Below are 17,572 nucleotides of genomic sequence, written 5' to 3' on the forward strand. Positions count from 1 at the left end.
GACTACTCCTTCTTATTAATTCGTTCTATTATTTCTTGGTAAAGTCTTTCGCAATTTTCATTGTCTGTATAAGTAAAGAATGTATTTACTCTTTGAGAGAACTTTTCTTTTCTTATTCCTTTTTGACTAATTGCTTTTATTAAATAGTTTATTAACTCATCTTGAGTATAACTAACCTCACCAAATCCATCTTCTTCATAATCAAAGTAAGATGCATCTGCATGCCCTTTTCTAAAATCATCAATGTCAAATTGATAATATAAATTTATATTTCCTAAGTAAGCCGAATCAAAGTGGATACTTGAATAATCTGTAATAAAGATTTCTGCCTCTTTAAGTAGCTGTGCAATTTCTACTTCTTCTGAACCACATATTCTCACACGATTTCCTGCTGAAAAAGTGTCTTTGAAAATGTTCATCCCATGATGCATCACTAGCATCATAGTATAGCCTTCTTTTTGTAACACACTATTTAATCTTTCATCATTTATAAAACCCTGTATGGCCTCATAGTACTTAGAATTAATAAAAGCCTTTTTAGCTGCTTCTTTATACTTCTTATCTACTCGTGCTAAATCATTTAAATATCTACGCCACGTAGGCATAAATAATATCTGCTTTTGTTTTTCATCTTGATTTATAACTAATTTATCATATCTTGGAAACCCCACATTAATTACTTCTTCTGCTGGATAACCAAACTTATTAATAATAAATGCCTTTTCCCTTTTTGCAGTAGTCACAAATAAATTAAATGGACTTACTGCTTTACCATATACATGACTTACATCTTTGTCTGTAATGCCATGCTGCAAAAATACGCGTAGTTTTTCAGGGAAATATCTTCCTATATATTTATAAAAAATATTACTGCCCCAAGGTTCGATGATATTCTTTTCTGTGCTGGCTACAACTTCGCTTCTTAAAAAATATAATTTATGTTTAAATGATCCCCTTATAAGGACTTTACCAATCTTTTGTACCTTGGTAATATTTTTATTATCCTTTTCTAAAATATAATAACTCTCTATTTCTGGATGCTTCTGATTTAAATACTCAAAAAAGGCTACTCCATTATCTTGAGCTTGATCTTCACGTTCAGAAATAAGCCATATAGATTTTGGCGATTTCACTTTCGCCAAGTACATTATCGTTCCTGTTATGCTAATATCAAATACCATAACGACTGCTTTTAAAATTTTCATCACTCACTCACTGTTTCTATAATAAATATATATTAATATGCGCCCTAATTTAACAGGTGCTTTTTGGATTTTAAGCTTTATGCATATACCACTTTACTGTCTGTTGTATACCTTCTTTAAGATTGTATTGTGGCTTCCACCCTAACTTTGTGGTGATTTTGGTATTATCAATAGCATAACGTCTATCATGTCCTGGTCTGTCTTGAACATATTTGATAAGTGTTTCTTCTTTTCCTAGAAGTTTAAGTATCTCTTTAACGATCTCTATATTGTAACGTTCGTTATTACCCCCAACGTTATAAACTTCACCAATTTTGCCATCATGCATCACTTTTGCAATGGCACTACAATGATCCTCTACATATAACCAGTCTCTTACCTGCATACCATCTCCATATATAGGAATTTCTTGATTATTTTTACAACTAGTGATAATAAGAGGAATCAATTTTTCAGAATGCTGACGTGGTCCATAATTATTAGAGCATCTTGTGATATTAATCGGCATACCGTATGTCTCATAATAAGCACGTACCATCAAATCTGCACTTGCCTTAGATGCTGAATATGGACTATTAGGTGCTAGTGGTGTTAATTCTGTAAACATGCCCTCTGCTCCAAGTGTACCATACACCTCATCTGTTGAAATCTGTATAAACTTTTTATTTAACTTAAAGTCTCTACAGCATTTATCTTCAGTATTTACCTTCCAATACTTCTTAGCGACTTCAAGTAATACTTGTGTACCTAATACATTTGTCTTTAAAAATATAGACGGATCTTCTATGCTGCGGTCTACATGAGATTCTGCTGCAAAATTGATTACAATGTCTATATTATATTGTTCAAAAATTTGTTCAACTACTGCTTTATCTGTAATATCCCCTTTGATAAAAGTATAATTTGTATATTCATTTACTTCATTTAGATTATCTAAATTACCTGCATAAGTTAAACTATCTAAATTAACAATATTGTAATTGTAGTGCTTTAACATATACATGATAAAGTTACTACCTATAAAACCAGCGCCACCAGTTACTAGTATATTTTTCATATTCTCCTCCTTAGCTGTCTTATCTCGTGTTGTCATGGAATACTTTGTTTTATATTAGATTAAGTAGGTATTCACCATACTCTGTTTTTTCCATTTGCTTTCCTAAAATAGTTAACTCTTCTTTACTAATCCAGCCTTGACGATAAGCTATTTCTTCAATACAAGCCACATATAATCCTTGGCGTTTTTGAATGGTTTGTACAAAGCTAGATGCCTCTGCTAACCCTTCGCATGTTCCAGTATCCAGCCAAGCCATTCCTCTTCCAAAAAGCTGTACTTTTAATTTATTACTTTCAAGATAGGCTTTGTGTATATCTGTGATTTCTAGCTCACCTCTTACTGATGGCTGTATGCCTTTAGCTATTTGAATGACATTATTATCATAAAAATAAAGACCTGGTACGGCGTAATGTGATTTAGGTACTTTAGGTTTTTCTTCTATGGAAATCACCCTACCTTCTCCATCAAATTCTACCACACCGAAAGCTTCAGGCTTTCTCACATAATGGCCAAATATAATTGCGCCTTCTTCAAGTTTAACTGCTTCTTGAAGTATACCACTAAAGCCTTGGCCATAAAAAACATTATCTCCTAATACTAATGCCACTTTATCCTTGCCTATAAATTTTTCGCCTATAATAAAGGCATGTGCTAATCCTTTAGGTTCTTCTTGAACAGTATATTGAATACATAATCCCAAGCTACTGCCATCCCCTAATAATTCTTCAAATACTGGTAAATCCCTTGGTGTAGAGATAATCAATATTTTTCTAATGCCTGCTAGCATTAATGTTGATAGAGGGTAATAAATCATAGGTTTATCATAAATTGGTAAGATTTGTTTTGAGATAGCCTTAGTGATTGGATATAGTCTAGTTCCTGAGCCACCTGCTAAAATAATGCCCTTCATCTGCTTGTCGTCTCCTTACTTTATTTATCCTTCTTTTTAACCCTATATATTCTTCCTTTATATATTCGTACATTCTTATATATTCCTATACATAAAGATAGAAGTATTTAGGATCCCTACTTTGTATTTCACACAAAATACTTCTATCTTTATAAATAAAAATTTTTATAAACAAGAATTTATAGAAACACCTAGCTTATTTAGCTAGATGTTTCTTAGTTTTCATATCAATTGTAGCATGAGCCATACGTCGCTCAACTTCTACTCTTTCTTTATTAATCATAAAGTTAATTGCCATACCTACACCTAAAAGTGTCCAGAAAATAGGTGCTACTGGAACCACTGAGTCATTGAAGAATCCAGCCCCTAAGTAACCTACTACTGCTAAAAATGTAGCCATACCTATAATTTCTTTATTTTCATAATAACCTCTAAAAGCATAAAGCTTAAAGCAGTTAACAAGGTATGTGCCAATTAAAATGAGGAAGGCAATAAATGCAAGTCCACCCTCACTAATTGCAATTTGTAAATATAAGTTATGTGGTTTATCTACTATCATATTAGGTGTATCATATGCCCACCATTTTGCAAGAATATCGTTTTGTGGGAATATGAGTGGGAATGTGTCTGGTCCTTTACCAATAAGCCATGTTTCTTTTAATATAGGAAGTGTTCTAGACCAAATATATCCTCTGGCAGAACCTAGTTTTTCTTTTCCTTCAAATCCGATATATGGTGCATCTTTGATTTCAATTCTTTGCTCTGCAATATCATTAATTGCATAAAGTCCTTCAGCTGGATTTACTTTAAGGAAGAGCATTTCAATATTATTAACTGCCACACGAATAACTGGTGTTGGTGTTTCACCATCTCTTAATAATTCTGTTTGTGATATTTTATATGTGATATTGCTAAATCTGCTATCTGTAGTTGTATAAGTATCATTTGATGAGATATATACTACAGTCTGTCCAGCTTTATCATATGTGCTAACAGTTCCATCTCCTAGTTTAAATGTTAATGCATCCTCTTGTGTTTCAAGTGTAGCTATACCATTTTCAATGGTAATATTTCTTACTGGAATATGATCTTTATAGTTAATCTTCTCATCTGACCCATTAAACATGCTTGTTGCATCATTTAAAAGTGTTGGAATTCTGCTAAAGATTTTTCCCCCTGTTGCTACATTAAAGCCAAATACGATAAGTACTGCTACTAAAACAACTGGAATAACAACTTTCCATTTTTTAATGATTTTATTAGCAAATACAATGATTCCTACAATAAGTGCTATACCAAAACCAAGTAGACCTGCTCTTGATGTACTACCAAATAATAAGAATACAGATGCTAAACTTATAATGCCGCAAAAGATTTTTCTCTTATTTCCTTTTAAGAATAGCGTTAATGTCACAAAAAGTGGCACCATCATAGCTGCGAAAGAACCTACATAGTTGTAATGGAACATTGTTCCGTAAATTGTCCCTTTTTCAATAAGACCTGTTAACCCTTTGATCTTATCTTGATCTTCCTTAGAAATAATTAATTTTTGAACAAACTCATTATTTACCATTAAATCTTGTCCCGTATATTGGAAATATCCAATAAAACTAGACACTAATACAACGATTGAAAGGGCTATTACTATGTATTTATAGTCTTCATACTTTTTAAATGCTATTAATGCATACATTAAAAATAGAATGTAGCAGCCTATTACAACCATTCCTTCGTCATGGTCTGGAATTCCCCACCAAGCCGCTGACTTATAATTTGACATTACTGTAGATAGTAAACTCATTAAAACGAATACACCACTACATATCATATATATGATTGTTATTCTATCTTTTTTATCATATCTTTTTGAACAAACAAAAAGCTTATAATTAATATAAGAAGCCCTGTAAGCATAACGAAACTAGCTTTATAAGCACAGAAGAAATCTGCAAATTTACTTGTTCCCATGGCAATTGCAATATCTATATTAGGCTCAATGATTTGTAATCTAACAATTAATGGAATAATCGCTAATATTACTATAAGCGGTATAAACATGATTTTATTTACGATTGCATTGCGCTTTTCTAACTTTTCTTGCTTACTTAACATCTTACTCTGCGTTTGATTTTCCGCCATAATAACACCTCAACTCCTTAACATATTTATTCCTAGTATAGCATTATTTTACTATATATTCTATAAAATCAACTATTCCTTTTTAAGGAATGCAAAATCTTCCCCATTTTATACTAATAGGCGTTTCCTTTCCAACTATGGTATAATATTTACAGCTTTGCTATGATTTAATAAGTTAGGAGGAAATTATGGTTCGAGAAAATCAAAAATATTTTAATGGCATACAAGTTTTTCTAGATATTTTTATTATACTCATCTCCTTCATTGGAGCATACATTACTAGATTTTACATTATGGATGATGGTGTTATTACTGTTTCTTTTGAACGTTCTCTTTCATTCATCATCGCTACTGTCCCAGTTTATTTACTCCTTTATAGTTGGCTTGATTTATATAGTTCTAAACGTATCAAATCTATTACTCATGAATCTACAAGATTCTTGGTTCAAATATTATAGGCGTCCTCGTACTGATGGGGTATCTATATATCTTTAAAGAAGCTGATTTTGCGCGATATGTTTTACTTTACTTCTTTGCTTATAATTGTATTTTAACAGTTACCTGTAGATGCTGTGTACGTCTCTTTCTACGTAAATACCGTAAGAAAGGTTACAACTTAAAGCATTGCCTCATCGTAGGTACATCGGAAACGTCTCGTAAACTGATTCACAAACTTCGCAAGCACCCATTTTGGGGTTACAACATTGTAGGCGTTGTTAACACTGAGTCTACTGCTCATGAGACATACAATTATAATCAAATTTCGAAAGATGCAATACATAGCAACTTCACTACATTAACCGAAGTTGCTGCTACTGATGATACACGTTTTTGTGGCTATAAAGTAATAGGAAATATTTCTTCTCTTCCTAAACTTTTAGAAAGTACCTATATTGATATTGTAATGATTGCAACAGAAGAGCATAACGCTAACCAACTTGGCTATCTTATTACTTGCTGTGAAAAGGCAGGCATCAAAACACATATTGTACCTTACTACTATAAATATGTTCCTGCCAAACCATACATTGATGATTTAGATGGCTTACCAATTATTGATACAAGACATATTCCATTAGATAATTTATTTAAAAATTTTCTTAAAAGAAGCTTTGATATTGCGTTTTCATTATTTGCCATCCTATTAACAAGTCCTATCTTGTTATTTGCAGCAATTATGGTCAAACTCTCTTCACCAGGTCCTATTATCTTTAAACAAGAACGCGTTGGACTAGACCGTAAAAACTTTAGTATGTACAAATTCCGTTCTATGCGTCTTCAGACAGATGAAGAAGAAATGGATAAATGGACTACTAAAAATGATCCTCGCAAAACTTGGTGGGGTAACTTTATGCGTAAGACAAGCATTGATGAATTACCACAGTTTTTCAATGTCCTAAAAGGCGATATGTCTGTTATAGGTCCAAGGCCAGAACGTCCTTTCTTCGTAGATAAATTCAAAGAAGAAATACCACGTTATATGATTAAACATCAAGTTCGCCCAGGCATTACTGGTTGGGCTCAAGTTAACGGTCTTCGCGGCGATACTTCTATCGAAGACCGCATCGAGCACGACTTATACTATATTGAAAACTGGACTTTCGGTCTGGATATCAAAATTATCATCCTTACCATCTTCAAAGGCTTTATCAATAAAAATGCCTACTAGCATTTTGGGGGACAGGTCTACAATACTGCTAATTTAGGGACAGGTCTCTAATACAAAACAGAGATGCCACGAAATTATATGAATTTCGTGGCATCTCTGTTTTATTTCTTATTAAAATAATAGCGTTAGGTAATTAGGTAATAATGTTTTTAACCTACATATTGGAAGGTTGCTTCTTTTGTTTCATTATCCCATGAAGCTTGTACACCTAAAAGTTTACCCACTTCACTAACAGACACAAATGTTCTGCCATCCTTGATAATAACAGGTACTTGCATTTCAACCTTACCTGAATTTACAGTAGCCAATTTATTTCCTTTGGTGAGTTGAATAATACGTTTACCGGCAAAGAGTGTGCTTGTACCTTGTTCTTTATTATATGTAATATCTTGTTCGCCAAGCCCAAATCCTTGAGCCACATAACGCACTGGTACCATTATGAAACCTGGTTCTTCAATATAAGGTGCAACATCCATTAGAATTTCTTCTTTGCCTCTACTTCCTTTTTTAGAACCTAAAGTGAACTTTAATTTTTCTTTACCAAGTCCTTTATAATCTATGTCTTCTGTATTTTTAGTCGTAATCTCGAAGAAGTCTTCAAGCTTTATACTTTCACCATACGCATCTATAGCTGTTCCACTTATTTCTAAATCGATTTTGCCTTCTGGTACTGTACGATCTACATCTACCTCTTTCATAACAACTTCAAATTTACCGATTTCTTTAGTTTCTTTAAGCGTAACAAGGGCTAAGAAACAGTCATCTTCTGATGTACTCGCTCTAATTCCTTTAAGTCCACCTTCTGTATGCATTTCCATGCTATCGCCATTGAGTCTAATTCCTTTATAATCAGGATCTAACTTAAATATAACTTCACCTGCTTGTAACATACCTTTTTTTAATTCTATTAATGTAAATTTACCTGCATATTGATTTTGTAATCCTACCTTTAATGCCTGCTTTTCTATTTTAATATTAAATGGATTATTAATGCTAATCACTTGAAGTGTTGTAGGTTCTTCTGCTGCTGGGCCTTCAATAGTCATAGATACACTTCCTGCTTGTCTTTTATCAATTGGGACATAGACTGGTAATTTTAATGTTACCCTATCTATCTTATCATTGTTAGCTATATCTTTTGCTAAAGTTATAATCAAACTACTTGGATTGAATTTCCCATCCTTGTCTTTTTCAAAAGCAATATCAGTGATTAAATCAACATTATTTACAATTTGCACACGTCTATCTTTTTTCAATCTTACTAAATCTAAATGAGGATTAAGTTCTAACACTTCATCATGACTCATTTTTTCTATTGCTCTTGGTGTTTTACCTGTTTCACCATACTCGGTAAGTAAAGTACGATAATCAAATTTTGCAATATCTAATGTCATACTTAATGTACGATCATTTCTTAAACTATCATCTACTTTTTCACCTATTACAAAGTTAATTTCTTCAATATGTCCACCGCCAACTTCTACTGGTTTACCTGTCATTTGCGCATATATACCATATTGTTCTATCTTAGCTATTGCAATACCATTTTTAGCATTTGATAAATCATCTGAAATAATATTTGCAAGTAGATTCCCTTCTGTTGGCTTACCTTTTTTAGTTTTTACAACCAGATTTTTAATATTAACGCTTCCTGTAGATGTACCACCTTGTATAGCAGGAATAATAAAATCTATGCTGCCATGGTCACGATCTTTAACTAACATATAAATGCATGTTCCTTTATTAAGGAACCCATTCATGAACTCTACCTGTTTCTTATCAGATATTTTATAGGTTGTATATCCTTTTTGATCATATTCCGACTCTACACTTTCACCTTCAATATCAAATACATACTCTGTGCTATCTAATTCTAAAGTAAAACGTAAATCTTCATCTTTCATAGCTCCCCTATAAGCTTCTGAAACTTTTATTTCTGCAACTTTTCCATTTGTACCAATGGTATTGACCATTCCTAGCGACCAGCTTGCTCTAAAATCTGATATCGTAGCAAAGGTCCATTTTCCTTCTGTAAGTGTAGTACCACCTTTCAAACTTACAGTAGCATTTTCATCAGTTACTTCAACTAATAATGGAAATGAATAACGCCCCTTTACATTAATCGTTTTTCCATCTACTTTAACCTTCATAGTTGTATCTGATTGTTTAATATAAGTAACTGAAGCTTTTCCACCATCAACTATTCCACTACTTTCTTCAAATTTCCAAGCCTTAGTTCCTTCTAATATAATGGGTTCACCATATGCTTTTGTTAACGCATCATCACTCCACTTAGAATTTGTAATTTCTAAATAAAAAGTTTCATCTTGGTGGTCATTATCCTTAAATGTAATTCTTACAGCATTTGCTGTAGTTGTATCATAAAACACATAGTTTCTTGCTACCTTTATCATAGTTCTTGCTAGCCCATTAGTAGAAGTGGCCTGTATATTTACTTGTATAGTACTAATTAACATAACTAGTATTATTAACCATGTGTACTTTTTATTCTCCCTCATAATTTTCTCCTTCGTATGTATTGTTTTATATTTTTCAGTTTTTACATTATATATTATACACTTTCACCTATTAATTAACCACTACAGAAAGATTAAATTTATATTCATTTTGATGCATTTATAAAATAGAGCCATAGTCTTTATAACTAATGACTCTATTTTTATACTTTATATACTTATTTATTTTCAAATGTTGCTGTCTTTGTTACTGTATCCCAATCTGAACGAATACCTAACAATCCTGCTAACTGACTAGCTGGTAAGAACGTTCTATTATTTACGCTTACAACTGGTGTAGCCATTGTAATAGAGTTACCATTTACAACTGCTATATTGCTGCCTATTGTAAGATTAATCGTTCTTTCACCTGCAAAGATTGTAACTGTACCTTTATTAAATAGGATATTTCCTTCTGTAACACCAAATGCTTGAGCTAAATATCTAGCTGAAACCATTATATAACCTGGAGCTTGAATGAATGAAGGTGCATCCATTGTTACTTCTTTATCATTAACTGTATATTTATACTCACCAATTACAAATTTTACAACGCCTTTAGCTAATCCACTTATTGTAATATCTTGTGTATTGGCTGTTGAAATTTTAACGAAATCTTTGATTACAATTGTGTTTACATTATCTTCATCATCTTTTACACGTCCCGTATCCGCATCAATTGCTTTACCACCAATTTCAAGATCATATGTTCCTTCTGGTACTGTTCTATCTGTAGTAAAAGTTAAATTCTTGAATGTAATTGTAGCAGGCTCTTTAGATGTACGGTTTAATGTTAAATTAATCTTAGCATTTGATGATGCTTTACCTTTCTTAACATCTGTTTTAGTACCTTTAAGTTCAGAAGATACTTCTACCTCTGCATCTGTTAAATAAATATTGAAATCTTCATCATGCTTCGTAATTCTAAATGTAATATCACCTTTTTGTAAGCAATCTTTTTCTGTTTCTCTAATTGTTACTTCCCCACTTACTTGACCTTGTTTACCTGTTTTTAAAGTAGCTGGTTCATAGGTTACATTAAATGGATTAATAATATTAAATACTGTCTTACTAATATCATCACCATCAATGCCTCGACCACTTATTGTAAGTGTAACTTTACTTTTTTCTTTCATATTAATAGGTACACAAATTTTTGTTTTAAATTTAAGTACATCACATTCTTCATTATCACCAATCAAACGGCCTTTTTTGTCTTTACCAGGTCTAAAGATAATAGTTTCTGGTATTGCTGAGTCATCTCTATCTGTATCAAATTCTGCTTCACAATATTTATCATTATCATTTTTTCCTGTTCCAGTTGACCAGTCACTGGTATTACTTAAAAGTTTTCTAGCTAACCAACATGGATTAATCTTAGTTGCCCATTCTTTATACTCTTCATCAGTATAATCATTACTTGAACTATAACCTCTACCTTCAACCTTACCTTCAAGTTGATTATCATTTGCCGCATCTTCTACTAATTGTTTATAGTCCCAATAGCCATTAGTTAATGTCATTTCTATTTCTCTACCAGTCATTATACTATCTTCTACATTTTCACCAATTTCAAATTCCACTTCTTCTTTACGTCCTGCTTTTATATCTTTGACTTTATCGCCTTTCATTTCCAGGTATACACCATATTCAGAAATCTTAGCTACCTTAAGATTATTCTTTTCGACTGATATGTCATCTCCCTTAATATCTACTAAGAAATCTCCTTCTTCTGGATGTCTATTAGTTGATTTAACTTTAATATTTTTAAGTACGATTGTACCTCGTGTATTCCCTAACACTTGTGGTATAGTAAATTTCATAATGCTATCATCAGATTGTACTTCACCTTTTATTTTTGCTGTTTCACCACTAAGACCATATTTGTATTCAGCTTCAAATTCACCTGTAAAATAGAAGTCTGAGTCATCAATCTCTATAGTAAATGTTGTACCACCTGGTACATTTAAAGCTCCTGCATAATCTTCATTAATCGTAATCTCACTCAAAACACCTGAATTATAAAATGTCTTATCACTTTTAGCATTTACTGAAATTCTCTTTTCAGCTGTCGTTGCAAATATAAAGCTCTTTTGTGATACCGTTGTCGAACCACCTTTACTTATAACGCTTACGGTTGCTTCTCCATCTTCCATCTTTGCAAATATTGGTAATATCTTGATTGTATCAGAATGTATAAATTGATCTTTGTTAATAGTAACTTTCATTGTTGCATCACTTTGTCTGTTATATATCACACTACCTTTATATACATAAGCTTCTACTTCATCTTTTGCAAGGGCTGCTGTTCCATCAGATTTTACTGCTTTAAAATCGTTATCAGCATTTTGAGATGCTTCCCATAATGTATCTTCATCCCATTTTGCATTATCTAAATCTAGGTAAAAAATCTCTGAGTTATCGCTGTTATCTGTAAACTTAATCTTTACCGCATTAGATGTTGTATAATCTACAAATTTGGTATCTTCCTTTACCTTAAGTTTTTCTTTAACCAATGTATTTGTTGATGCTGCCATTGTTGCTACTGGCATCCCTGTAATAGCCATTGCACTTGCTAGAACTACTGCTAATTTTTGATTAAGTTTCATTTATAAAACCCCCTTATAAATAAATTATAAGTTAATTAGATGTCACACTCTTAAGTAGTTGATTTAACTGTTTATATTCTACGAATATTTTTATTCATTATTAACCTTATTTTCCTTTTTTAACCATTTAAAATTTATTTGCAAAACATAAATTTTATTTCGAAATATAGGAATTTGTTTTTTTATAAAATACAAAAAGAAGAGGTCATTGCTTAAATGCAATTCCCTCTTCTTTTGTAATTTATGTTATATAGTCATACCTATATATTATTTATTTTCAAATGTAGCTGTTTTTGTAGAGTTATCCCAGCTTGTTTTGATACCAAGTAAGTTAGCAATTTGACCAGCTGGTACATATAATCTACCATCTTTGTTAACTACTTTAGTAGCCATTTTAATTTGGTTACCATTTACTACTGCAACATTGCTTCCTGATGTAAGGTTGATTGTTCTTTCACCAGCGAAGATTGTAGCTGTACCTTTGCTAGCCATGATGTTAGAAGGAGCTACACCGAATGCATTTGCAACGTATCTTACTGGAACCATTGTATAACCACCATCTTGGATGTATGATGGAGCATCCATTTCTACTTCTTTGTCATTTAATGTGTATTTCTTTTCACCAATTACGAATTTAGCTACACCTTTAGCTAAACCACTTGATGTGATTTCTTCTGTGTTAGCTGTTGAAATTTTGATGAAGTCTTTAACTGTAATTGTATGATCGTCTGCATCGATAGCTTTGCCACCAATTTCAAGATCATATGTTCCTTCTGGAACTGTTCTATCTGTTGTGAATGTCATATCTTTGAATGTAATTGTAGCAGCTTCTTTAGATGTACGGTTTAATGTTAATTTAACTTTAGCATTGTCTTTTGCTTTACCTTTTGTTACATCTGATTTTGTTCCTTTTAATCCATCAGATACTTCAACTTTTACGTCTTTTAAGTAAATACCGAAATCTTCATCATCTTTTTTGATTTTGAATGTAACATCACCTTTTTGTAACATATCTTTATCTGTTTCTGTGATTGTTACAGAACCAGTTACTTGACCTTGTTTACCTGTTTTAAGAACAGCTTGCTCAAATGTTACTTTGAATGGATTGATGATATTAATAAGAGTTGCAGAAGATTCGTTTTCGATACCACGACCTGTAATTTTAATTTCTACTTTTTCTTTATCTTGTTTGTCAACTGGTACACAGATTTTTGTTTTGAATTTTAATTTATCGCAATCTGTATTGTTTTGTACTGCTTTACCTTCATCATCTGCACCGATTGTGAAGATAATTGTTTCAACTACAGCTTTGTCATCATCTTCATCGAATTCAGCTAAACAAATATCATCTGTTTTTGTTGAACCTAAAACAGCCCAGTCACCTGTGTTATCTAAAATCTTTTTAGCTAACCAAGCTTTATCAATTCTAAGTGCAGCTTTTTTGTAATCGTCATCTTCACCATCTTTGAATTCTACTTTCGCAGATGAACTTGTTGTAATTTTTGATACATATTTTGCTTCAAGTTTACCAGCATCGTAAGCATCTTTTACAAGTTGTTTGTAATCCCAGTGACCATTGTCTAATGTCATTTCGAATTCACGGTTTGTAATCATACTGTTTTCTACATTTTCACCAATTTCAAATTCGATTTCTTCTTTACGACCAGCTTTTACATCTTTTGCTTTGTCATCTTTAGCTTTAATATAGATACCATATTGAGATACTTTACCTACTTTAAGGTTTGTTTTTTCAGCAACTAAGTCATCACCTTTAATATCTACAAGGAAGTCTCCTTCGCTTGGTTTTCTGTTAGAAGATCTAACTTTGATATTTTTAAGTACGATTGTACCTCTGCTATCACCTTTGATTCTTGGAATCTTGATTTTTAATATACCATTATCTTTATCTAAAACATCTGCTGTAATTTCTTCTGTTTTACCACTGAAACCATATTTGTATTCAGCTTTGAATTCGCCTGTGAAGTAGAAATCTGAATCATCAATTTCGATTGTAAATGTTGCACCACCTTCTACATCTAAAGCACCTGTATATGCTTCTTCGATTGTGATTTCACTAAGTTCACCAGATGTATAGAATGTTTTATCATCTTTTGCTGTTACACTGATTTTCTTTTCAGCTGTTGTAGCAAATACGAATGTACCTTGAGTTACAGTTGTTGAACCACCTCTAGATACTACAGTTACTTTTGCATCTCCATCTTTTGTTTCTACTAAAAGTGGAAGTTGTACAATTGAATCATTAGTTGTTGGTAAACCTTCAACAGTTACTTTTACTGTATCATCATTTTGTCTTTCGTATGTAATAGTTGCTGTACCACTAGTAAATTGATATCCAGAATCAACTTTAGTAAGTTCTCCAGCTGCTACAGCTGCATTTAATACATCTTCATTCCATTTAGCATTTTCAAGGTCTAAATAAAATACTTCTTTTCCACCTGTATGGTCTGTAAATTTAACTCTTACAGCATTGGCTGTTGCAGTTTCATAGAATTTAGCTTCTTTTTTAACTTTAAGTGTTTCTTTTGTTAAGCTGTTTGTTGATGCAGCCATTGTTACAACTGGAACTGCTGATACAACCATAGCACTAGCTAAAACTACTGCTAATTTTTGACGTAATTTCATTGTGAAATCCCCCTTATTATATTTAAATTTTCAATTTGCTTAAAAGATTAATTAAATAATCAATTTATTTAACTGTGTTTATTTTATATACAATTCTTTTTCAAATCAATACTATTTTTATTATTGTAATTTTAATGTAACATTTGTAATATTACTCTTATCTTATGTAACTCATTGAATCTATAGGGTTTTCCTAGGATTTTTGTGTATTATCTCTGTAATCTAAAATAGAAAAAAGGCAATTCGTATTATAACGAATTGCCTTTTCTTCTATATAATGTCTACAGGACATCTAATAAAACATTAACGTTTTATTATTTGTTTTCGAATGTAGCTGTTTTAGTAGCTGAATCCCATGTAGATGTTAATCCAAGTAAGCTAGCGATTTGACCAGCTGGTACGTATGTTCTACCATCTTTGTTTACAACTTTTGTGCTCATAGCTACACTGTTTCCGTTTACTACTGCAATGTTGCTTCCTGTTGTTAAAGAAATTGTTCTTTCACCAGCGAATAATGTTACTGTACCTTTTCCGAATAAGATATCAGAATCAGCAACACCGAATGCATTTGCAACGTATCTTACTGGAACCATTGTATAACCTGGGTCTTGAATGTAAGATGGAGCATCCATTTCTACTTCTTTATCGTTTAATGTATATTTGCTTTCTCCGATTGCAAATTTAGCTATTCCTCTAGCTAAACCGCTTGTTGTAAGCTCTTCTGTGTTAGCTGTAGAAATTTTTACGAATTGTTCAATTGTAAGTTTGTTTCCATCTTGATCGATACCAGATCCTGAAATTTCAAGGTCATATGTACCTTCTGGAACAGTTCTGTCTGTTGTGAATTTCATATCTTTAAGTGTAATTGTAGAAGCTTCTTTAGAAGTTCTGTTAAGAGTAACTACTACGTTACCTTTTTTACCTTCATTAACTTTAGATTTAGTACCTTTGATACCGCCTGATGTTTCAACTGTACAATCTGTTAAGTAGATTTCTACATTTTCATCTTTATCTTTGATAGCAAATTTGATATCTCCTTTTTGGAACATATCTTTATCTGTTTCTGTAAGTGAAATTATTCCGCTTACTTGCCCTTGTTTACCTACTTTAAGAACAGCTTGTTCTGATTTTACGTTGAATGGGTTGATGATGTTGATAGCTGTTGTTGAAACTTCTTTTTCAAGAGCACGACCAGAAACTGTAAGTGTTACTTTTTCTTTCTCTTTAGCTTCAACTGATACACAGATGTTTGTTTTGAATTCGATTTCGTCACAGTCATCGTTAGCTTGAGTTGCGTTACCATCATTATCTTTACCAATTGTGAAGATAATTGTTTCTACTACAGCTTTGTCATCATCTTCATCGAATTCAGCTTCTACTGTATCCATAGACCAGTCACCTTTGTTGTCTACGATTTGTTCAGCTAACCATTTTGTATCGATGTGTAATGCTTGTTCTTTCCAATCATCATCATCTTGACCAGCTACGATAACTTTTACTGTTTTGTCATCTTTTTTAACATCTTCTGTTTTAAGAGTAACTTTTGTTAATTTACCTTTTTCGAAAGCTTTTTGTACTAAAGCTTTGTAATCCCAGTAACCATTGTCTAATTTAATTTCGAATTCACGACCTGTGATCATGCTATCTTCTACAGTTTCACCAATTTTGAATTCTACTTCTTCGATACGACCAGCTTTTACATCTTCAGCTTTGTCATCATTCATTTTTACATATACACCGTATTCAGAGATTGTAGCTAATTTAAGGTCTGTTTTTTCTGCTACTAAGTCATCACCTTTGATATCTACAAGGAAGTCACCTGTTGAAGGTTTTTTAACTGTAGATTTAACTTTAAGACCTGAAATTGTCCATGTACCACGTGTATCTCCATCAACTTTTGGTAATGTAACTGTAAGTTTTCCAGCATCTTTAGTATCAGCTTTAACTTCTACTTCGATTTTACCTTTAGAGCTGAAACCATATTTACCTTCAATTGTGTATTTTGTACCTTCATCAAATTTGAAGTCACTGTCATTAAGTTCGATTGTGAATTCTCCACCATCTTTTAATGCTCCAGCGTAAGCTTCTTCGATTGTGATTTCTGCTAATTCACCTTTTGTGTAGAATGTTTTATCACTTTTAGCTGTTACTGACATTTTTTTATCAGCTGTTGTAGCGAATACGAATGTTCCTTTAGATACTGTTGTAGATCCCCCTTGAGATACTACAGATACTTTAGCTTCACCATTTTTAGCTTTTGCTAAGATTGGAAGTTGAACGATTTTATCTGTTGTAACACCTGTTACTGTTACTTTCATTGTTGTATCGTTTTGTCTTTCGTATGTAATTTGAGCACCATTAGATGTGAATGTAAGTTTACCTTTTTCTCCTGTAATGCCTTGTCCTGCATCAAGAGCTGCTTGTAATGTATCTTCATTCCATTCAGCATTTTCTAAATCTAAGTAGAATACTTCTTTTGCATTTTCTGATGCATCTGTGAATTTGATTTTTACAGCATTTGCTGTAGAAATTCCTACGAATTCGTAATCCTCTTTAACTTTTAATGTTTCTCTTGATAAACTATTTGTTGAAGCAGCCATTGTTACTACTGGTACAGCTGTTACCACCATAGCTGATGCAAGAACTACTGCTAATTTTTGACGTAATTTCATTTACAATTTCTCCCTTCAATTTATGTTTACAAATTATTTTCCTGTTAAAATAATAATTAACTCAAAAAGATTATATATTTTAAACTTTTCTAAGTCAATTTTAAATTCAAAATGTAACACTATTGTAATATATGTCGCAATATGTCGAATCA

General features: G+C 32.1%; 11 protein-coding genes. 2 read left to right on the plus strand and 9 right to left on the minus strand.

Annotated elements, in window-relative coordinates:
• Positions 1–2 precede the first annotated feature (2 nt).
• From JCM14822_RS09915 to JCM14822_RS09935, 5 genes are all read right to left on the minus strand, one after another.
• Positions 3–1,205 (minus strand): CDP-glycerol glycerophosphotransferase family protein, encoded by a 1,203-nt coding sequence (locus tag JCM14822_RS09915; RefSeq protein ID WP_054741989.1) that lies wholly within the window; start codon positions 1,203–1,205, stop codon positions 3–5.
• A 70-nt stretch (positions 1,206–1,275) separates the two neighbouring features.
• On the minus strand, positions 1,276–2,262 hold the full coding sequence (gene rfbB, locus JCM14822_RS09920) for a dTDP-glucose 4,6-dehydratase (protein WP_054741992.1): 987 nt from the start codon (positions 2,260–2,262) through the stop codon (positions 1,276–1,278).
• Positions 2,263–2,311: 49 nt separating this feature from the next.
• Positions 2,312–3,172, minus strand: a complete 861-nt coding sequence (gene rfbA / locus JCM14822_RS09925; RefSeq protein WP_054741994.1) for a glucose-1-phosphate thymidylyltransferase RfbA — start codon at positions 3,170–3,172, stop codon at positions 2,312–2,314.
• A gap of 196 nt (positions 3,173–3,368) precedes the next feature.
• On the minus strand, positions 3,369–4,973 hold the full coding sequence (locus tag JCM14822_RS09930; RefSeq protein ID WP_054741996.1) for an O-antigen ligase family protein: 1,605 nt from the start codon (positions 4,971–4,973) through the stop codon (positions 3,369–3,371).
• A 38-nt stretch (positions 4,974–5,011) separates the two neighbouring features.
• Complete coding sequence (locus JCM14822_RS09935) at positions 5,012–5,311, minus strand: hypothetical protein (protein WP_054741997.1); 300 nt, start codon at positions 5,309–5,311, stop codon at positions 5,012–5,014.
• A 188-nt stretch (positions 5,312–5,499) separates the two neighbouring features.
• On the opposite strand from JCM14822_RS09935, the gene JCM14822_RS23865 reads away from it, so the two are divergent.
• A complete protein-coding gene (locus JCM14822_RS23865; RefSeq protein ID WP_054741999.1) occupies positions 5,500–5,769 on the plus strand; it encodes a hypothetical protein in 270 nt (89 codons plus the stop codon).
• A 14-nt stretch (positions 5,770–5,783) separates the two neighbouring features.
• On the plus strand, positions 5,784–6,980 hold the full coding sequence (locus JCM14822_RS09945; protein ID WP_054742001.1) for an undecaprenyl-phosphate glucose phosphotransferase: 1,197 nt from the start codon (positions 5,784–5,786) through the stop codon (positions 6,978–6,980).
• Between the two features lie 149 nt (positions 6,981–7,129).
• Here the strand turns inward: JCM14822_RS09945 and JCM14822_RS09950 are convergent, their stop codons facing one another.
• From JCM14822_RS09950 to JCM14822_RS09965, 4 genes are all read right to left on the minus strand, one after another.
• Positions 7,130–9,499: a stalk domain-containing protein gene (locus JCM14822_RS09950; RefSeq protein WP_054742003.1), complete on the minus strand. Its 2,370-nt coding sequence runs from the start codon at positions 9,497–9,499 to the stop codon at positions 7,130–7,132.
• Between the two features lie 176 nt (positions 9,500–9,675).
• Positions 9,676–12,105 carry a stalk domain-containing protein gene (locus JCM14822_RS09955; RefSeq protein WP_054742005.1) on the minus strand — a complete coding sequence of 810 codons (2,430 nt, stop codon included), beginning with the start codon at positions 12,103–12,105 and terminating at the stop codon, positions 9,676–9,678.
• 267 nt (positions 12,106–12,372) lie between these two features.
• Positions 12,373–14,748: a stalk domain-containing protein gene (locus tag JCM14822_RS09960; RefSeq protein ID WP_054742007.1), complete on the minus strand. Its 2,376-nt coding sequence runs from the start codon at positions 14,746–14,748 to the stop codon at positions 12,373–12,375.
• 314 nt (positions 14,749–15,062) lie between these two features.
• On the minus strand, positions 15,063–17,420 hold the full coding sequence (locus JCM14822_RS09965; protein WP_054742008.1) for a stalk domain-containing protein: 2,358 nt from the start codon (positions 17,418–17,420) through the stop codon (positions 15,063–15,065).
• Between the last annotated feature and the right edge of the window lie 152 nt (positions 17,421–17,572).

It is taken from the genome of Cellulosilyticum ruminicola JCM 14822 (assembly GCF_001311925.1).
In the GTDB taxonomy this organism is placed as follows: domain Bacteria; phylum Bacillota; class Clostridia; order Lachnospirales; family Cellulosilyticaceae; genus Cellulosilyticum; species Cellulosilyticum ruminicola.

Coding starts and splice junctions, on each gene's coding strand:
- JCM14822_RS09915 (WP_054741989.1), bottom strand. CDS start 1,205: ATGAAAATTTTAAAAGCAGTCGTTATGGTATTTGATATTAGCATAACA.
- rfbB (WP_054741992.1), bottom strand. CDS start 2,262: ATGAAAAATATACTAGTAACTGGTGGCGCTGGTTTTATAGGTAGTAAC.
- rfbA (WP_054741994.1), bottom strand. CDS start 3,172: ATGAAGGGCATTATTTTAGCAGGTGGCTCAGGAACTAGACTATATCCA.
- JCM14822_RS09930 (WP_054741996.1), bottom strand. CDS start 4,973: ATGAGTTTACTATCTACAGTAATGTCAAATTATAAGTCAGCGGCTTGG.
- JCM14822_RS09935 (WP_054741997.1), bottom strand. CDS start 5,311: ATGGCGGAAAATCAAACGCAGAGTAAGATGTTAAGTAAGCAAGAAAAG.
- JCM14822_RS23865 (WP_054741999.1), top strand. CDS start 5,500: ATGGTTCGAGAAAATCAAAAATATTTTAATGGCATACAAGTTTTTCTA.
- JCM14822_RS09945 (WP_054742001.1), top strand. CDS start 5,784: ATGGGGTATCTATATATCTTTAAAGAAGCTGATTTTGCGCGATATGTT.
- JCM14822_RS09950 (WP_054742003.1), bottom strand. CDS start 9,499: ATGAGGGAGAATAAAAAGTACACATGGTTAATAATACTAGTTATGTTA.
- JCM14822_RS09955 (WP_054742005.1), bottom strand. CDS start 12,105: ATGAAACTTAATCAAAAATTAGCAGTAGTTCTAGCAAGTGCAATGGCT.
- JCM14822_RS09960 (WP_054742007.1), bottom strand. CDS start 14,748: ATGAAATTACGTCAAAAATTAGCAGTAGTTTTAGCTAGTGCTATGGTT.
- JCM14822_RS09965 (WP_054742008.1), bottom strand. CDS start 17,420: ATGAAATTACGTCAAAAATTAGCAGTAGTTCTTGCATCAGCTATGGTG.